12 protein-coding genes (1 of these 12 running past the window's edge) are annotated in these 20,226 nt (G+C 43.2%); 6 read left to right on the forward strand and 6 right to left on the reverse strand.

Annotation, left to right across the window (positions count from 1 at the left end):
- Positions 1–4 precede the first annotated feature (4 nt).
- The 4 genes from LEP1GSC052_RS12380 to LEP1GSC052_RS12395 all read left to right on the forward strand — a co-directional run bounded on the left by LEP1GSC052_RS12380 (position 5) and on the right by LEP1GSC052_RS12395 (position 11,689).
- On the forward strand, positions 5–7,450 hold the full coding sequence (locus tag LEP1GSC052_RS12380) for a SpvB/TcaC N-terminal domain-containing protein (protein WP_051185367.1): 7,446 nt from the start codon (positions 5–7) through the stop codon (positions 7,448–7,450).
- Positions 7,450–7,863: a hypothetical protein gene (locus LEP1GSC052_RS12385; protein WP_010573922.1), complete on the forward strand. Its 414-nt coding sequence runs from the start codon at positions 7,450–7,452 to the stop codon at positions 7,861–7,863. Before LEP1GSC052_RS12380 ends, LEP1GSC052_RS12385 begins: the two co-directional genes overlap by 1 nt.
- A 781-nt stretch (positions 7,864–8,644) precedes the next feature.
- The gene (locus LEP1GSC052_RS12390) at positions 8,645–9,691 is read left to right on the forward strand and encodes a hypothetical protein (RefSeq protein WP_020986506.1); all 1,047 of its coding nucleotides are present in this window, start codon (positions 8,645–8,647) and stop codon (positions 9,689–9,691) included.
- 228 nt (positions 9,692–9,919) lie between these two features.
- Positions 9,920–11,689, forward strand: a complete 1,770-nt coding sequence (locus LEP1GSC052_RS12395; RefSeq protein WP_020986170.1) for a putative Ig domain-containing protein — start codon at positions 9,920–9,922, stop codon at positions 11,687–11,689.
- A gap of 6 nt (positions 11,690–11,695) precedes the next feature.
- Here LEP1GSC052_RS12395 and LEP1GSC052_RS12400 read toward each other — a convergent pair whose 3' ends face one another.
- From LEP1GSC052_RS12400 to LEP1GSC052_RS12415, 4 genes are all read right to left on the reverse strand, one after another.
- On the reverse strand, positions 11,696–12,892 hold the full coding sequence (locus tag LEP1GSC052_RS12400; protein ID WP_010573919.1) for a helix-turn-helix domain-containing protein: 1,197 nt from the start codon (positions 12,890–12,892) through the stop codon (positions 11,696–11,698).
- A 31-nt stretch (positions 12,893–12,923) separates the two neighbouring features.
- Positions 12,924–14,081 (reverse strand): AraC family transcriptional regulator, encoded by a 1,158-nt coding sequence (locus LEP1GSC052_RS12405; RefSeq protein WP_020985596.1) that lies wholly within the window; start codon positions 14,079–14,081, stop codon positions 12,924–12,926.
- An 88-nt stretch (positions 14,082–14,169) separates the two neighbouring features.
- Positions 14,170–14,586 (reverse strand): hypothetical protein, encoded by a 417-nt coding sequence (locus tag LEP1GSC052_RS12410; RefSeq protein ID WP_010573917.1) that lies wholly within the window; start codon positions 14,584–14,586, stop codon positions 14,170–14,172.
- A gap of 24 nt (positions 14,587–14,610) precedes the next feature.
- Positions 14,611–15,795, reverse strand: coding sequence for an AraC family transcriptional regulator (locus LEP1GSC052_RS12415; protein ID WP_040913001.1), 1,185 nt, complete (start codon positions 15,793–15,795; stop codon positions 14,611–14,613).
- A gap of 1,171 nt (positions 15,796–16,966) precedes the next feature.
- Between LEP1GSC052_RS12415 and LEP1GSC052_RS12425 the strand changes: the two genes are divergently transcribed.
- A complete protein-coding gene (locus LEP1GSC052_RS12425) occupies positions 16,967–18,163 on the forward strand; it encodes a helix-turn-helix domain-containing protein (RefSeq protein ID WP_020985898.1) in 1,197 nt (398 codons plus the stop codon).
- Here the strand turns inward: LEP1GSC052_RS12425 and LEP1GSC052_RS12430 are convergent.
- Positions 18,154–18,780 carry an MORN repeat-containing protein gene (locus tag LEP1GSC052_RS12430; RefSeq protein WP_020986200.1) on the reverse strand — a complete coding sequence of 209 codons (627 nt, stop codon included), beginning with the start codon at positions 18,778–18,780 and terminating at the stop codon, positions 18,154–18,156. The genes LEP1GSC052_RS12425 and LEP1GSC052_RS12430 overlap by 10 nt on opposite strands.
- A 70-nt stretch (positions 18,781–18,850) precedes the next feature.
- Positions 18,851–20,056 (reverse strand): metallophosphoesterase, encoded by a 1,206-nt coding sequence (locus tag LEP1GSC052_RS12435; protein ID WP_020986118.1) that lies wholly within the window; start codon positions 20,054–20,056, stop codon positions 18,851–18,853.
- A 147-nt stretch (positions 20,057–20,203) separates the two neighbouring features.
- Here LEP1GSC052_RS12435 and LEP1GSC052_RS12440 point away from each other — a divergent pair, with 147 nt between their 5' ends.
- Positions 20,204–20,226: the start of a GAF domain-containing SpoIIE family protein phosphatase gene (locus LEP1GSC052_RS12440; protein ID WP_010573910.1), read on the forward strand. 1,741 nt of this gene lie beyond the right edge of the window; 23 of the gene's 1,764 nt are visible here — the first part of the coding sequence; the start codon lies at positions 20,204–20,206; its stop codon lies off the right edge, out of view.

The raw sequence follows: 20,226 nt of genomic DNA on the forward strand, positions 1-20,226 counted from the left end.
ACTTATGCCTTCGTGTAAACTATTCGGAGGCAAAGGACATTCTAACAATTGGCTATGGGCTTTGTTAGGTCTTCCCTCGGGAGCGGGACTTCCCTCTTCCGGTTCCGGCATAGGACCCGGTTCAGCGCCTGCACCGGAAGGCAGCGATCTATTCTCCATCTCGACAAACTATAGTAGCGCCATTGATGATCCATCGACCAAAGCGGATCCGTTGGAAGGAGCCGTTTTTATCGCACCGCCGGAGCCGAATCATTTCGGCGGAGTTTCCCTTTCTTATCCGATCGAAACACCGGCCGGGCGCGCGGGTATCGAACCTAAATTAGCAATTTCTTATTCTTCGACCGGAGGAGACGGATGGCTTGGCGTGGGATGGAATCTCGGCCTCGGTTCCATCACTCGAACGCCGGAATACGGAGCACTCTACTATGACAATCGAGATTCATTCACCTGGAATGGAACTCGACTCGTAAAAGTCGCGGGTGGCTCTTCGAATGAAAACGGAACCTATAGACCCGAGATCACGGGCGAAGACTTAGTTATATTAAGACTCAGTAATATCGAAAGCGGCGGGGTTTGGGAAGTATTGGATTCTTCCGGAACAAAGAACACTTTCGGCGAAAGCAACGCGAGCAGGATTTACAATCCGGCAAACCCAAGTCAGACATACAGCTGGTATCTTTCTAAAACGGAAGATAGGAATGGAAACTATCTTCAAGTTCAATACGACAATTCTGAATATTATAATAAACGAAACTTATATCTAAAAGAAATCCGCTATACGGGAAATTCCAAAAGCGGCGCTTCCGCGCGTCAATACGTGCGTTTCTATACGAAACAAAGGGACGATTTTTACGTTTCCAACGCACCTGGATTTTTGATGAAGATGGATAAGGTCTTGGAAAGAATCGAAGTGGGTTGGGACGGAGGCGGAAAACTTTGGGATTATACTCCCGTTTACGAAACTTCCGAAGATTCAGGCAGACCGAGAATCAAAACGATCGAATCCAGCAGACATACTACACAACCGGAATTTCAATACCAAACTTCCAGCAGACTTTTGACCTGGCAGAACATCGCCAATCAGGCTTCTTCCGAATCGGAAGACACTCCCGAATCCACACAATACTTTGAAGGAGACTTCAACGGAGACGGAATCTCCGATATGCTCTTTTTTAATCCGAAGTCCGGAAATTGGAAAGCTGCGGAAGGAAGAAAGGAAGGCGGATATAATTTTAAGATCTATGCAAACCGTTATCAAGGATACAATAACAACGAAAAGATTCGATTCTTCAAAGGGAACGTAAGCGGCGATTACAACGGAGACGGACGTTCGGACATCGCATTCTATCTTCCCGAAACGAGAGACTTTATCGTAGCCGAGCACGACGGTCGCGTGTTTCAATTCAAATCGTACGGAAGATTGATGGCCGGTGTTCCGGACATCTTTCGTATGGAATGGTTTCCCGGCGACTACGATGGAAACGGATTATCCGATTCGGTTTTATTCGACGAGCCCACCGGTCAATGGACGCTGATGCTCAACAAAGGAGGAAGTTTCGAATTCCTCCGCTTCGCAAAAAAATTTCAGAACCTATTCCGCGGAGATTATTCTCCGGATGGAAACTTAGACAGCGCAAGTACGAACGATTCCACCAAAGCCGGAAAAAATCGAGACAAGATCAACTTTCTCGTCGGCGATTACAACGGAGACGGAAGAACGGACATCTCTTTGTATGACGCCAGATCCGGTCGATGGCTCGTCGGCGAGAATTATCGCAACGACAACAAAAGCGATCCGATCTACTTTAAGATGCAATGGAAATTGTATAAAGTCTTCACGATCGCAGAACAATCCCTCTTTACAAACGATCGTTTTTCGGGAGACTTCAACGGAGACGGCTTTTCGGATTTTCTCTTCTTTGATCGTTCCTCCGGAGAATGGACGTTAGGCGAAACCGGAGACGGAACGATCAATTTTAGAATCTGGTCCAAAACCCCTCAGTTTAAACCGATTACCCGCTGGCTTCAGGGAGATTTCAACGGGGACGGAAGAACGGATATCGGATTTTTTTCCGCAAACGACGGAAAGTTTTGGATCGGAGAATCCACTTTAAACGGATTCCGTTATAAAATTTATAGCGACATGAGTTATGGCCCCGATCAGGACCGAATCATGAAAACTCCTCTTCCTAAAGACGAGGTGAAGCTCGAACAAGCGGCTTCCAATTTTATCGCCGCTTCCAGTACGAAATCGATCTTACTCAAATATAAGTATGACGGGAACTTAAACGCAGGCAAAGGAGAACTCGCGTTTGCCGGTTGTTTTACAACGGACGATTGTTCCTCTTCTCCCGAACTTTTGATCTTTGATCGAAAGGCGAACGCGTTCGATCTCAAACAAGGAAATTCTTTCACCGAAAGGGTCAACACAACTTTAAATCCGGAAGCGTCCGGAATTTCGATTCTTTTCGGAGGCAAACCGGATCGTTATACGAACGTAACCAAAGACGAGGTTCTTTTTTACAAAAAACAAGGAAACACGAATCAGCTTTTTGTAATCAAGAATACGAGCGGAACCGCATTCGATATTTCTTATTTAGCTACGTTTACGGACACAGACGTCGCGAACTTCGATCCGCAAAACAGCGGTTATGTGATCGATCACTTCGAAACGAACAGTTCTCAATCGGCTTTGATCTTGGACGATCAGACTTCTTCCGGGAACGCGCGTTTTATTTTGAGCGGATTGGGGGGAACGAAGGCTCTAACTCCGAGCGGCGATCTTTCCTCCACTTCTCTGAACGATCTTTTTCAAGCGGGCACGGGAGAAAACCGTCAGCGCAGAAAAGAATTCAGCTTATTCTCGGGAAAGTTTACGACAACCCAAGCGCAACTTGCTCTCGTGGATAGAAGGACCTCGACTCACAAATGGTATCTGGGAACGATCAGCGGTACTCAGATTCAATTCAAACTATTAACGGGGGATATTCCCCTTCCGATCACGACTTCCGATTACAACGCGACAAGTCCTTCCGGAATCATCTATTCTCTGACTTCGGACGGATCGATCGTTTTCGGAAAAACGCTCGATAACGGGACTTCGTTTTACAAAATAAAAATTAATACGACATCGGTTGCACGAACCCAATACAACGCGGGAACGATTGGGTTCAGCGATCGATTCGACAACAACGGAAATCCAATCATTCTTTCAAGCGGAGACGATAAACTTTACGATCTCGCGCAAAGCAAAATCGTTTCTCTTCCATCCAACGTTCTTGTGAAAACTTTGGAAAGGCCGGATCTAATCGCTCAAGTGTACGTTTTTCAATGGATCCAAGGCGATTACAACGGAGACGGCCTCGCCGATGTAGGAATCATTCATTTAAAAGAGCCGACTTGGTATTTTGCGCTTTCTACGGGTTCCGTTCCGGACGTAATCGAAAAAGTAAAAAACGGGATCGGCGGTTTTTACGAACTCACATACGAGCATTCGACGAAATTCGACAACACGGGCGACGACGACATCTCCGATCTTCCAACGAGTTACAGAGTGTGCACTTCGATCACACTGGACGACGGTTTTTCCAATCGGATCACAAAGAATTATCAATACAAAAACGGATTCGCATTCTCCGCTTTTATCAATGGCAAAAAAGAAACTGACTTTTTCGGTTTCGGAGAATTTACCGTTCAAGAAGCGTACGGCGCAAGAACGATCCACACGTATCACGCAAATACATATTCCGATTTTATGATGAACCGCGCACTTGGAGGCGCGGAAAAAGAAACGAAGATTATCGGAAACGACAACCGAGAATACGGAAACGTTCTCACCTCTTACGAAATCAATCGGATCGAAACGACTCCGGGAGTCGTCAGTTATCTCAATGAAACGACTAAGATCGAAAAATTTCTAAACGGATCGCGGACCGTAACACAAAATTTTAATACGACATTGGACGGCTACAAAATCAGCCGAAAAACGGACAGCACGACGGACCATTTCAGCGATGGAGCGCATTCTTCCGTCACGATTTCGAACAGTACGGATTTTGAAACCGACGACACAACCAATCAAAGAAGAGCGACGCGTCAGGTTTCTTTTTCGGGAAGCGCACATGAAACGATCTCCATTCTTTCTTACAACAGCATCGGAAATCTAATCAAGAACGTTGCAACTTATACCGGAGGCGGTCTTCCCGCCGTTTCTTCCAAAACATTAGAATATGATTATGATTCGTACGGCAATCAGACCTTGGAAAAAGATTCCAGCGGAAGTCCGAACCGGGGAACATCTCATTCTTACGATAACGAACTGCATCAATTCGTAACTCAGAAAACGAGTTTCGGCGGTTCGATTCAATTTCCGACTCAGTATAAAATCGATTACGGCTCGGCATTCGGTTCCGCAACGGAAGAAACCGATGCCAACGGAAATAAAAGCTATTTTGAATATGATTCTTACGGAAGAATCGTTCGCTCCAGCGCGGATACGGACGATGGGACCCGCGTAGTTACGAATCATTCTTACAGTTCTTCCTTTCCTTTGAGTGCAAAGACCGTTCTTCCTTCGGGAACCGGCGATCCTGATTTCGCTTCCCGCACGTATGCGGACGGAATGGGGCGCGGAATTTATACCGTAAAGACTGCATCTAACGGTAATTATACGATGACGGGACGTCTTGTGTACGACGGAACCGGGAAATTAATCCGAAAAAGCCAATCCAATTGGGTCAGCGGCGGCGAGATCGACCATTTCGCTTTACATTTGGAAGAACGCAATCCGACTCTTTTCGAATACGATCCGATCGGAAGAATTAAAAAGACAACGATGCCGACTGCGGAAGGAGAAACATCCGCAACGACGATCACAACCGTTTACAACGATCCGTTTGAAAGCACTGAAAATCATAGCGGAGGCACGAGCAAACGAATCGTAAAGGATGCAAGAGGTCAGATTCTTTATGTGGAAGACTTCGCTTCCGATGGAACGCAAGCAAAGATCGGATTCTGCTATGATCTCGCGGGACATAGAGTTAAGAAGAGCGATCTCAACGACGGAATTCCTCTTTCTTGTTTCAACGTTGCAAGCGGCGTCACCGTAAAAGATACTTCGGGGAAGAATCAAGCGTATTGGTTGTATGACGCGTTCGGAAGATTACGTCAAGATAGCGATCCAGATCTCGGTGTTGCAAGTTTTACTTATAACTCCTTCGGTGATTTGACTTCCAGCACGAACGCGAGAGGAATCACAACGAATCTTTCGTACGATTCCATCGGAAGGATCACGGTTAAACAAATTCCGGAAGGCGACATTCATTATACATACGATTCTTATTCGGGAAGCGAGAACGCTTTAGGAAAGATCGTTCGTATCGAAGACGGGGTTCAAAACAAAACCTTCAGCTACGATAAGCTGGGGAGAATCAAAAAAGAAACCCGTATGATTCTCAGCTCGCCCGTGCCGGAAACACAGGGCCCGTATATTACGGAAACAAAATATGATTTACTCGGCCGCGTCAGCCGCATCGATTATCCAGAACATCCGATTTCTCACGCGAGAATGCGGGCTTGTTACAACTACGGAACCGCCGGATATATCACTGACATTGCGGTTCAAGTGGATACGAGCGGAATTCTTCCCGGTTTTTGCAATAAGGACATCGTAGAAAATATCATCTACAACGAATTCGGACAAACCGCCGGTTTTACTCTCGGCAACGGAATCGGTACAAGTTATATTTACGATATCAAAGGGAGAATGGTACGAATCCAATCTTCCGGTGACGTGGACGGAAGCACGAAAGTTCTTCAGGACGCGGTCTATGCGTTTAACAGCAAAAACGATATTACGAGCATCGCGAACAACGCAAGCGAACACACGACTCAATACAATTACGATTATGACGGCCTCGGTCGCTTAACAAATGCGGTCGGAAGTTACGTCGAAACCGCGGACAATCTTACCAAACAATTCAGACAAAGTTATAGTTATGCGAAAAATGGAAATCTAACTTCTAAACGTATCCACGATCCTTCAAACGGCAACATCACGGACGAATGGAGTTACATTTATAATAACCACCAGGTCACGAATATCGATTCGACTAAGACCGGAAACGATACTCTTACTTTACAATACGACGCGACAGGTAACTTAACTCGCCAGAGAGACAACGCAAAAGATCTAACCAAAAACATCGGCATCGATTCTCAAGACAGGATCAGAAACATCCAGGACGGAAATGGAGCGACTCTCGGCACCTATTGGTATGACGAAGGCGGGTTCCGAGTCCGAAAATCCGCGCTCGAACAAAAGAACAATCAATTTACAAACGTAGAGATTCTTTATCCAAGCAAATTCTACGGCCTGGAATACATCGAAAGCGAGAATATCGTCACTTCCGTTAACAACGTGTATCTCAACGGTGTGAGAATCGCAGCCATTGCCGAAAACAGCGCGATGGCCTATTATCTTACCGATCAAGTCGATTCCGTTTCACACGTGTTAGACGATGATGGAAGAACTCTTTCCAAAATGCAATATCTTCCGTATGGGGAGACGTTTGTTCAACGCGGTGACACCGACTTTGCTCCGAAATACAACTCGCAGGAGTTAGACAGAGAGTCCGGGTTTTATTTTTACAATGCGCGTTACTACGATCCGGGGATCGCGAGATTTACGAGTGCGGATACTGTAATCGACGGCGAGTGGGATACTCAGGGTTGGAACCGATTCTCGTATGTGAAGGGAAATCCGATCGGGGCGAAGGATCCGACGGGACATGATGCCGTAGTAGATACCTTAGCAGGCATTAACCACGTATTAAATAAACTTGGAGATTCCTCCTACAATGGAGGAACTGCGTCAAAAGATGGCACATTTGTCGGAAACTCGATTGCTTTAATTAATGATTCGATGGGCTTAGCTTACAAAGTTGCAGCTACATTAGTTCCGTCGAATCGTCGTGAGTTAGAAGAAATGGCGACCGGTGCCTACGGTTTAAAATTAGCCGCTTCAACAGCAAAAGGATTAGCTAAGGCTGCTAGCTCTACTGGAAAAATTCCTCTAGGCTTTAAAAATGAAAGCCAATATAGAAAAGCGATGTCAGAATTAGATAGCATTATGAAATCTAAAAATATTCCCGACTATAACTTAGGTGTTCGAGGTAGTTCAATCACGGGACAAAGCTTTAAATCTGGAAAACCATTTGGTCCAAAAAGCGATATTGATGTGTTTGTTGAAAGTTCCTCTTTGACAAAAAACCTTAGCACATCTAAGAAAATACCTGGATTCGTACATCCTGACAAATTAATGAGTAAAAATCCAGAATTCGGTTCTTGGTCTGAAAAATGGGGGAAAATTCTTAATAGGGATATATCTGTAGGTGGTTTTGAAAAAGGTAAAGTTCCAAATCAGCCTGCGATATTCTATGGAAATAAATAATGATTACTCAGATCTACTTTCGCTTTGATACATCGAAAAAAATCATTAAATTAGAAGCATTTGCAAAACTAACACAAAAAGTATTATTAGGATTTGACCATGAAGTAAGAGAAAGCAGTAATTATGATTCAGGTTTTTATCATTCATTCAAAACGAAAGAGAATAAAGTTAGAGTGACAGAAGCGGATGATATTTTTTTTTACGATTACCATTACGCAGTAAGCTTATATAAAGAAGAAGAAAATCTTAATGCAAAGCTTATGAAATTAGTTGAATTTTGGGTAAATAAAGGATGTATAGTTTCAATTCCGACTGGTCCGTCAATCGATACTACCGTTAGAACTTACTTCTTAGATAAAAAGGGATTAATTTCTTGGAAAGATCATACTGATCCAGAATCTCGTAAAAATTGAAATAGCAGACAGTAAAATTAGAACAATTCTGAAAATAAACCATAAAGAGAAAAATTACTTTCATAGAATATAATGATTTTTAAATGTAAAAAAAACAAGAATATTTCCATTAGCAAGATTACATACAACACAATTTGGTGAAAACAGAAATTGAAAATAACTTCATCCTTTTTTGCACGTATTAAAAAGAAAACGGATAGAACTACCATTTTTCAAAACAAGTTAAATACTATGACGATTATAAAAATGACAAATTCTTCCAATTCTTTTCTAAGTGATATTCCTTCTACCTACTTGCTTCTGTTTATCAATCGCAAATCTATAAAGACACTAAATGGGAAATAGTTTTAATCGAGGTGAAAAAACATAGATTCCAGCCAGAGTCATTTTGATTACTTTGAAATAGGACAGTGACTTAGAAGTGTTAATAGATCAATTACCACTTACTTGACCAACAACCTACTCAAGGTGAATTTTCAGTAAATTATCTTAAAACAATTCACAATAAAACTGACAATGATCTTCGAATCAATGGAAATCGAGAAGGCTTAGTTCACTCAGCCACGCTTATTCTTGACTTAACAAACCGAGATTTCGAAGGTGCACATTTTCATTTAGATAATGTTGTATTAGATAAATGCGAAATGTCAGTAGTAGCGCGCTTAAAGAAAGCTGAATGGGATTAGCGAATGAATCAAAAAGAACGATGCTTTCAAAATTGAGACTCCCCTCTCTCCAAATCCTTGACAACGCCCTACTCCCACCATACACCTACCCCATCGTGAAAAAAATCCTCACCGCCCTCCTCCTCACCCTCGCATTCTTTTTCATCCTCCGCGAAGGCTCCTCTTATCTCTATCAATCCAAGGAGGAAGCGCGCGTTTACAACACGGGACTTTACTTTCTTACGAAGACCGATCTATCTTCAAAACACCAATCGGATTCTTTTTTATTTCCTTACGCATTGTACAAACTCAATGCCGACTTATCCCCGGAAGAATTTTCGCGTCTTTGCACATACATCTGGATTCTTTCCGGCCTTTTATTGGTTTTTTATTTCGGAATTTGTTTCGGACATTGGGAAGGTATATTCATCGGATTTTTTGTTCTACTCTCACCGATCGTTCTTATCCAAAAAACGTGGATCGGATTTCCGGATCATCTCACGTTTTTCTTTTCTTCCGCAACGATCATTCTGCTGGATCGAATTTCCGAAGATCGACGTCGCTCTTGGTATGCGCTATTATACATTGTATTGCTACTTGGCGCCTGGAATCATTTTTATCAGTTTTCGATTATTGTTTTTCTGCTGATTCTCGTGCGATCGATTCACGAAAAAAAACTGAACGTTCCGCTGACGGCGGTCGTCGCAGGGACTCTTTTGGTCGCTCGAATTCTTTCGATCTTACTGTTTCAATGGAAAGGAATCGTTCACGAAGATTCTCGTCTTACCACCGTAACGGACGTCCCACTTTCCAAATGGATCGAGATCAACACGATCGTACCTCATCTGGCTCTATTCTCCTTTTTGAATGGAAACGTTGTCCTTTTAGCAGAACGAATTTTTAAACGGAAGTTCCAGATTTTGATTCCTTTTTCGATCGCGGCGGTTGTGACCTTCTTCACGTACGATACGACGAGAGTTTTCGTTCATTTGTTTTATCCGTCTTGGTTTTTACTTTGGTTGTATTTCTTTAGAGATGAAAAATCCGAATTCGAAGCTCGGAAAAAAGTTTATTTCGCGTTACTCGCGCTTTCATTGTTCATTCTTCTTTTAGTTCCACGCTTTTTTATCGAGGCCGGTGGAATCAATTATCTATTACCCTGATTCTTCTTCAACAATCCCACGCGAACGAAATGTAGGAACTCACACACGGCTTAAACCCGCCTCCTGTATAATTACAAGTAGCCAATTCCTCAATTATAAATCATGGAGAATAATCCGCGATTATTCCGTATCTTTTTTCTAACAATCCTCACGCTCGGAAGTGAATCTTAAAATTTACGAATCCACGGAGAGAAGATAGAAAAAATTCGTATTTTTGTTGGAGGACTTATGAAGACGTTACTCGCCTTTCTAAATATTGTTTCATCGGTCCTATTCTTTACGTTCACAACCAATTGTTTGACCGGTGAACGCGGGAGCTCTTGGATTCTCCCCCTCGTAAACACGAATCTTTCAAATGTGAGTTCCGCCCCTTCCCCGGGACCACAAATCAGTCCGATTTCATTTCAATATTCTTCCCAAAACTTTCAATTCGTAAAGAACGAGGCGATTACAGACGAGGTTCCGACCTCTTTGGACGCAATTAACCACTATTCGATCTCCCCTTCTCTGCCGACGGGCCTGAGTTTCGACACGATAACGGGAAAAATTGCGGGAACTCCCGGGTCCGCAGGCACATCGACCTATCAAGTCACCGCTTACGATCTTCAAGGCCGTTCCTCCACGATCACACTCAATTTGGAAATCAAAGCTCTCAATTGGGAGAATCAGTTTTTTCTCAAAGGCTCCAACACATTGGCGTCTCACTCATTCGGGGTCAGCACTTGGATTTCGGGAGATACGATTGTCGCGGGCGCGTACGGAGATTCTTCGTTTATGGGCGCCGCTTACGTGTTTAAACGAGTCGGAATTACATGGTCTCAAGAAGCCTACTTAACGGCCCCGCTCCGAACTTCGAGCGACGTTTTCGGATTGGGCGTTGCGATCTCCGGCGACACGATCGTAGTCGGAGCTCCTCTGGAAGACAGCGCGCAACGTTCGATCACTACAGTCGCGTCTTCCGACGAAACCGCTTCCGGCTCCGGCGCGGCTTACGTTTACAGAAGAGTGGGTTCCACTTGGAACCTGGAAGCGTTTTTAAAGGCGTCTAACGCGGATGCGAACGATAGCTTCGGACGTTTTGTCGCGATCGACGGAGATACGATCGTGGTCGGAGCTCCGCGAGAATCCAGCCTAGATCCCACGCTTCAAAACGGTTCTTTCGCAAGCACGGACAACAGCGGAACGAATATCGGAGCCGCCTACGTATTCAAAAGAGTCGGAACTACTTGGACCCAAGAAGCCTACTTAAAACCCCAGAACCCCGCCGCGAACGATCGATTCGGATCCGAAATCGGAATTTCAGGAGATACGATCGTGGTCGGCGTAAGCCAAGACGATTTATCAGGAACCAACTCGGGAGCGGCTTATGTTTTCCGAAAAGTCGGAACTACGTGGACTCAAGAAGCCTACTTAAAGGCGTCTAACGCGGCCGCGAACGATCAATTCGGAGTCTCCGTAGGAATTTCGGGGAACACGATCATCGTGGGAGCTTACACACAAAACTCAGGCACCGGAGAAGCTTATATCTTCGAGCGAACCGGAACAACCTGGACCGAAACAGCGAGATTAAAAGCGCCCAATGCGGAAGCAAGCGATCAATTCGCAAAAGCGGTCGCAATCTCGGGAGACACAGTCGCGATCGCCGCACCGAGAGAATCGAATTCTATACGAAGCATATTAAATAAGGGAGTTCTACCCGATCCAACGGACAACGGATCGAGTCTGTCGGGAGCGGTGTACGTATTTCAGAAAGACACGAATTGGGTCTATCGATCGTTTATCAAAACGAGCAACGCCGATCCGAGCGATCAAGTCTCCAACGCCGTCGGAGGCCCCGGACCGCCCATCGGAGAATACGGAAGTCTTTCGATTTCCGGAGATACGATCGCACTCGGAGCGCCCGAAGAAAAAAGTTCTCAAACGTTTCCGTCCGCGACGGCTCCGATCGGAGACAACACAAAATCAAAATCGGGCGCGGTTTACGTATTCAGCCGATGATATTCGTCAGCCCGCGTCTTCCGCAAGTGTATAATGAATTTTTAATGTTCTTTTTTGAAGTTCCCGTTTTAATTCCCGGGGAGGAACGCCTTCGAACTTCAACACGGCTCTATGAAAGGACGCGGGAGAATTAAAACCGCAGGTCAACGCGATTTCCAAAAGATTCAAATTTCCGTTGTCGCGTATCAATTTCTTAACTTCTTCGACACGATGATAATTGATAAACTCGGAAAAGTTCAACTTCTTAAATTGATTTAGATAATAAGAAGCCTGATGAACGGAAAGCCCGAGATACGCCGCAAAGTCTGGCAAACGAATCTCTTCGTCCTTAAATCCCTGATCGGCGACGAACTTAGCGAATCGTTCTTCGATTTTTTCCAGATCGATTCCTTGTAGCAGATTCTTTTTGGGAGAAGCGGTTTTTCCGGGAACGATTTCATTCTTTTCGATTTTGTTATCCGAAAGGGATAGCGCTTCGTTCATGTTCTGATCGGATTCTCCCACGGGAAAGGCAAAAATTCCGGGACGATTGTATTCCAAAAGAATACAAAAAAGAACCATGTGACTCGGAATCCAACTGATCATCCGAAGAGAATCTTCGGAGTGAGTCATTAAACCGAAGATGTGAAACCCGATCGAGGCGAACATCATTACGTTCATAAACGATAAACTAAGATAAATTTTGGATCGTTTCCAACGGAGAATGGAATAAGCGGACCATACGCAGAGAAAAACTTCGATTCCCAGAAGAAGAATATCCGCGAAATAAACGAAAGAAAGCGTACTCGGAAAAAGAAAGGAAAGGATCATCAAAGCCGGAATCATCAAAATCGAAGCGTTGCAATACGGCTCCGGATTTTTTACCGCCTTCAACAAATACATATTGGAGAAAATATTGGAAAGACAAGGGCTGATCATCAATCCGTAATAAACTCCGAAAAAGAAACGATGGTAAGAATTCGAAACCGCGATCTCCGGAGAAACCAACAAGGAAACGGACGCGTTGTTCAAAATCAAACAAGCGCAAACGGCAAAGGCGACCCAACCCCGAGTCAGATTCAAATACGTTTTTCTATATTTATAAAACTCGGAAACTCCCCCCAAAAAACTCATCAGAATCGCGCACCCGTGAACGCATATCAAATACGTGGAAGCCCCTTCGTGTATTAAAACGAAATCCCTTAAAAAGTCGATCACTGTCATAGTTCCGCCGTTGTTCTCCTATTCTAAAATTTCAAATCGCCGATTCCAAACCGGTCTTTTCGTTGAGTTCATAAGATATTTCTAATGTTTTTTCGAGAATCCCTTTCTTCAATTCACTCGGAACCAGTCCCGAAAACTTAACCGAAGCGCGATGAAAGGAAGAAGGAGAATTGAAACCGCAGGCGAGTGCGATTTCGAGGAGATTCAGATTCGATTCCTTAAGAATCATATTCTTCACCTCTTCGAAACGATGATAGTTGATGAATTCCGGAAAGTTCGACTTCTTATAATGATTCATAAAGTAAGAAGTCTGATGGACCGTAAGACCGAGATACGCCGCAAAATCCGGAAGACGAATTTCCTCATCCAGATAGACTTTTTCCTGCAGAAATCTTTCGACGCGATTTTCGATCACGTGTAAATTCGCACCTTCCAAAAGATTCCTTTTCTGAAAACTCTTAGCTTCAAGATTATCTTCGTCGCATTCTTCGGTTAAAAGAATCGAATCTGATTTTGTTTCTCCATTGTGAAAGGACGAACTCTTCCAACTGAATCCCGGAAAATAGAATTGTAAGAAGAACAAGTAGATTAAGGCGTAAACACACGCCATGTATGCCGTTACTAAAATATCGGTGGACAAAACCTGAATTCCGTAAATTCGGGAACCATACGCTGCGATCAGAACCGAACAAAAAAGAACGTAGTTGAGATTAATTTTGGAAACTTTCTGCAGATAAACGGCTCGGATCACTAAATACGACATGAAGACGAGAGCAACGATGATTAAAACATTCGTCAAACAAACGGGAAAAACGAGATTTTTAGAAAAATAAGTAACGGCAAATAGAACGGGGAACACGACCAGCAGAAGACTCGAATATTTTTCCGGTTTTTCGATAGCTTCCGCAATATGCATAAAATAGAATAAACTAGAAACTATATTATATAATGATATACTTAAGTAGATTCCGAAAAAGATCCGATGTCCCAAGCTCGGTTCATAAAGAGCCGGAGAAATAATAAAATACGTTGCCACATTATAACAGACCAAAGTCGCGAACACGCTCAAAGAAGTGGCCGCTCTCGTCAAATTCATATGAACCTTTCTATGTCTGTATAAATCGGAAATACCCGAGAAAAGAGTTAAAATCAATGCGGCCGCCTGCATCGAAGCGGAAAACGGGGACACATTCGCATCTAAAAATATGATCCGTTCAAACGTATTCCATAACGGTAGAATCACTTGCATCTGAATTCTCGCTGACTTATCATATGAATCATCCTAAAACGCCTTCCAACCGATTTATTTGTATTTTCTTTCTCAATTCCTTCGAAGTGATTCCGGGGAAATTGTATTCAAGCAGAAACCAATAGGCCACGATAGGCGACGAAACCCAACCGATCGGCAAAAGCAAATCCGTGGAACGGATTGAAAGTCCGTAGAGATAAACAAGGACCGCACCGGTTAGGAATCGATTTCGAATCGATAGATTGGGATAAACCTTGGATTGTTTCAAACGAAAGATCGCATCGAGCGACCACGCAACTACGAAGATCTGAATCGCAAGGACAAGAATGTCCGCAAAATATACGAACGAAATCGCCTCGATCGCACTCGCATGAGCGCAGATTAAATAGATCGGCGCGGCTTCATGCAATAATGCGAAGTCCTTTAAAAATTCGATTACGGTCATAATTTTCCCAATCCCAAACGGTTCTTAACCGGTTTTTTCCTGAAGTTCGAAAGCGACTTCGGTCAAAGCCTTTCTTTGAATCTCTTTTTTTAAATCCCGGGGAGAAATTCCCGTAAACTTGATCGAAGCACGATGAAACGAAGACGGAGAATTGAATCCGCAGGCCAACGCGATCTCGAGGAGATTCAAGTGAGCCTGATCGAGAATCATCCTCTTCGCCTCCTCCATACGATGATAATTGATAAATTCGGGAAAGTTCAGTTTCTTATATTGATTCAGATAAAAGGAAGTCTGATGTACAGTAAGACCGAGATACGCCGCAAAGTCGGGAAGACGCAGATCTTCGTCCGTATATTCCCTTTCTTTAATAAACTTTTCGATCCGGTTTTCGATCACCTGAAGATTTACGCCTTCCATCAGATTCCTTCTTTGAACCTTTTCTTCGACGATCTCTTCGCTCGGTTCGTTTGAAAACGGCTTTAGACCGAAACTACGGAGTTGATGATCTTCTTCTCTCCAGGTAAATCCCGGGAAATTATATTCCAAAACGAAAAAGTAAACCACGATATGCCCGGGAATCATACAAGCGATCAACATCAGATCCGCGGAACGTACGGAAACGCCGTAATAGTGGAGCAGAAACGTAACGCACATCATTGCGTTCATAGCCGGGTAATTGAAATAGATTTTGGATTTTTTTAAACGGAAGATCGCATAAAGACCCCAAACGCCCGTAGTTCCTTGAATCGCTAAACCGAGCAGGTCTCCGAAACGCACATACGAATCCATATCGGGAAAAACGAAAGCGAGAATCAAAACGATCGGCAAACTGACCGTAGCGTAGATACAATATATTTCCGGGCTTTTCAAAAGACCCAAAAGATAAATCGTATAAAACATACCCCAAAGACAGGGAAGTACATTGATTCCGTAATAAAAACCGAAATAGAAACGATGATAAAAAGCGGGATTTTCTAAAGCGGGAGAAACGAGAAAGTTGATTGCAGCCGTGTTTAAAATCAGACAACCGCAAACACTCAGCGCCACAAGACCCCGAGTCAGATTCATTTCACTCTTTTTGAATCTATAAATCTCGGAGACGCCGGTGATAAAACTCAGAGCGATCGAACCTGCGTGGATACAAATTAAATACGGAGAGGCCTGATCGCTGAATAAAACGAAATTCCTAAAAAGGTCAAACAACATCATAAACACTTCCATCTGCACAAACTCTAAATCCAAACTTTCTATGGTTTTATTTTTACTTGAAACACTGTGTGTTCCGACATTTTCACTTCGATCGTCTAAACGATTCTTTTCACATTGGAGATACGATTTGCGCCCGATATCTTGTTTAAATGTTCCAATCTTTCCGAGAATTCGGCTTTTTAGCGGGAACTCCGTTCCCGAGAGATTTTTTTCGTATAAGAAACCGCCGTCTGTATTTTGAACGAACGTTTAAATTTATAGATACGTTCGTTTCTTGATTCTACGGTCATCTTTTTAACGATCGCTTCTCCCGAAATAATTTTTTGCTAAAATTGTTAACCGAATTCAACGCTCGATCTATAATTATAAAGATCTTATGCGACTTCTTTACGGAAGCGATCGCCGACTTCGTTAAAAAAAGAATACCAGAATATATGTTGAACATCCCTTCAGTCTATAGATTGCGAGATATTCACGAGGTTACTTTCAACGATTGGCAGAAAAACACATTCAGCTTTTTGAAAGTGAATAGGATTACTGATGAGAAGATAAACAGATCATCGAATCATTTCTTTTTATTGTCAAATTGAAACAATATCTTCGAATCTAAGCAAAGGATGCCGCAGATGGGAGCCGCCAATTTGACCGGATTTTCAATTTTCTTTTTTTATAACTTCGAATATATTAAATAAAGAATCTAAAGTTTTTTTAAAATAAGAATTTAATAAAAAAAGAATCCAGATTTCTGTTTCGCACAACGCGCATCTTTATTCTTTCTCAAGATTTAGAATGATTATAGATCGCACTAAACAAGACTTTTTTGGGATCAAGTCCATTTCGTTTAACAAAATTTGACATATAAAATTCATGATTTATTTCGTTCCCTAAAAAAACATTTCGTATATTACTCATTTCGATTCTTCTATTTAATTCAACTTATATCATGAAAAGACTTTTGATCCAGATCGAAGTAAGTTTTATCAAGAACTTATTCCCTTGTCGTTCCAATCTTAAAACGAAATCGCAAACGTTCGGAATCACTGAGAATCAAGTTTTGTCATCTGAAAATATGATATGTTTATTTTTAGTTCGACTGCAACCCAAGAAATAGCTTTCTCATTCGTCCAAAAACGAGGGATCCGAAAGCGAACAAGGAACAGGAGTGAGTGTGATGGATTTTTTTTCGGAATGGAACCTTTTATTCTACTTAGTTTTATTAAAGGACACCTTCAATCGATACTTGGAATATTTTTACTCTGCGAGTGTGGTGATCAGTTTTTTAACGGGAATCTCCGGGCTTTATAAAGCCAAAAAGGACCGTTTGAATCTCGTTCGCGGAATTTTCTTATTGAGTGTTTGTTTTATGTTATTGGGACACGGTAAGTCTTTTATGCTGATTACCGTTTTTTCAAAAAGCAATCTCACCTTTGAAAACCGGCTCTTTTATTCTTACTATTACGGTTTCGCTGCGGTCGCAACGTTCTCCTCCACTTTCTACGTTATGCACCTTTTCGGTACGTTAAAAAATCCGCTTCGTTACAGCGTTTACAGCTTTGCCTCCTTTCCTGCAATTTTCGCAATTTCCCAACTTTTTGACGAATTGATCTCCATCGTTTATTTCGCGAAAGTGATGCTTTTTACTCTGCAAATGTGGGCCGGGCTTTGGACTTCTTCCCAAGTTTTGAAGAATCGAATGAAAAAGATCTACTTCAACTATCCACTTCAGAACTTCGTTTTGTGCGGCGGGGTTTTTCTGCATTCTTTAGGAATGTGGCTCGAGTCTCCTTTGATCATCATGACCGCGCTTTCGCTTCCGGGATTCTTTATCGTTTATTTTTTCGTTCTCGAGTACAATCATCCCGATTTTTGGAAGGTGGGTTTTTCGAGCGAACTCATGGAACTCAAACCGGAGGATTTAAAATCGCAGATCCTTCAGACCAATCCTAAAAATCTCGTGGAACGTTTGGATATTTCCAGAATCGAAGAACGGATTCAAAAGTTTATAGACGATCGGGAATTTTTAGACGAAGAGATTCGTTTGTCCGATTTTTCGGCTTACATCGGCCTTTCTCTGCACCAGGCTTCGTATTATCTGAACAACTACAAGGATCTAAGCTTCACGGATTTTTTAAGCTTTCATAGATTGGAAGAAGCGAAGCGAATGATTCAACAAAAACCGGAAATCAATCTTTTGGAAGTGGCGCTTGCGAGCGGGTTCAATTCTCCCTCTTCTTTCAGAAGAGCTTGTATAAAATTTTCGGGGAAACCTCCGAAAGAATTCAGAAACCACGTTCTTATGAAGATGTCTCAGCCGATCGTTCTCGATTTACAAAATCAATTGGGACAAACCGCAGACGCTTATCCGTGACAATTCATCTTGTTGCGGATGATGGAACATTCCTTTCTTTTTTTGCCGACGGTTAGATGGCCTTCCGCGCTTTCGCCGTCGTCGAAAAATCTTCCGCTAAAAACCGCGCCGCTTGCAAAACGATACGTTCCCGTTCCCACCTTCTTATCGTTCTGAAAATATCCGGAGTATTTATCTCCGTCCTTGTATTGGATGTTTCCGTATCCATGTCGCTTATCATTTTTGAAACTTCCGGAGTAAACTTCTCCCGTATCATACACATAGACGCCGGGGCCGTTTTTACAATTTCCGTTCTTACAACCCGGAGACGATCCTAAGTAGGAAGCAAGCGATCTGGTTTCTTTTTTGGGCGGTTCGTAGGAATCGTTTTCGGAGTTCGATTCTTCCGGTTCCACGTATTTTTTGGGTTGGCCGAGCGCGTCTTCTTGAAAGAATTTTCTTTCCTTCAGTTCCGGCTCCAAGTCCAGATCGTTTTTCTTTTGAGAAGACGAGGTTTTCGAATTTTCTTTTTTGGAAGTCGTCTTGTTTTTCTTTCCGCAGTGTACGGATACGAAGGACGCGATTAAAACGATTCCTAACGCGAGAATGATTCTTTGATTGGATCCGAAAAGGACCATGACCGTCCTCCAATTCTAAGTCCTTTCTTAGAATATCGGAAAACGGCGGGCCTTTCCCAAGCGGCGGGTTTTAAGAATTTTTCTTCAATCGGATCACGCTGATCTCGGACGGAGCTCCGAGACGGATCGGAGGTCCCCAATATCCGGTCCCCCTGCTCACATAAATCCATGTGTCCTTGTGTTTATGAAGTCCGGCTACGAACTTCTGCGCGAGATAGATCAAAAGATTGCCCGGAAAATACTGACCGCCGTGTGTGTGACCGGACAACTGAAGATCGAATCCCGCGTCCGCTCCTTCGAACACGCTGTTGGGTTGATGCGCGAGAAGAATTTTATAATCCGATTTTTCTCCGCCTTTCATCGCTTGATACGGATCGGTTTTGTGTTCCGCGATGATCGTTCCCGCTTTGAGATCCGTCACGCCCGCGAGCGTCAAGTTGGCCGATCCGTGTTCGAGAATTTGGTGTTCGTTTAACAAAACTCGAATCCCGTGTTTTTGAACTTCCCGAATCCAAGACAAGGCTCCCGAATAATATTCGTGATTGCCGGTTACGAAAAAGGTTCCGTGTTTCGATTTCAGATCCGCAAGAGGAGTGATATGATGACCGAGTTTGCTTACGGGCCCGTCGACCAAATCTCCGGTGATCGCGACGAGATCCGGTTCGAGTTCGTTGATCGTCTTTACGACCGATTCCAAGAAACTCTTTTTGATCGTAGGTCCGATATGTATGTCCGAAACCTGAACGATTTTAAATCCGTCCAGGGAAGAATGAAGATTCTCCTCCACAACGTCAACGTGAATCACTTTCAACTTTTTATGAGCTTGATAGAATCCGATTCCGGTAAGTCCTCCCGCGAGTCCGAGCACCGAAAAACTTAAGAGTTGGTTTAGAAATTCTTTCCTTTGAAGAAGTTCCGCTCCGCCTTGATCGGAGCCCGACGGGCTTGGAAAGAATCGGGTGATTCCATGCAAGGACACGGTGGTAATGTCCTTCAACAAAACGAGGCTGAACAGGATCGTAAAAAAACCTAACCCGGTGAAGGCGAGATAGGAGAACGCTGTCTGAATTCCTTCCTGTCTGGAAGTAAGGCTGATGTAATAACTTACGGGAATGCTCAAGGTGAACAATAGGATCAGAATCCAAGCGAACCAAGAAAGCCAACCTTGGGCGCCTAAGCCGGGTATAAGACGAAAGCCGGTATATGTATAACCCAATCCGATAATCAGGGTGAATACGGAAAGAAATATGAGGAAACGAGAAATCTGATTTTCCATTACTTAAATAGACCGAAAAAAAACTCCGAAGTTTCGTTTCGCATTAAATTCCGGGCCGTAGAAGCGATTCTTTCGTATTTTCAGTTCCTCGAATATTCCCAAACCCTTGACGAACGTTCTATTTCCTGTAGTATTGACAGAAATATTATGGCCCAAGCTGATTTAGAATT

Origin of the sequence: Leptospira kmetyi serovar Malaysia str. Bejo-Iso9 (assembly GCF_000243735.2) — a bacterium.
Taxonomy (GTDB): Bacteria; Spirochaetota; Leptospiria; order Leptospirales; family Leptospiraceae; genus Leptospira; species Leptospira kmetyi.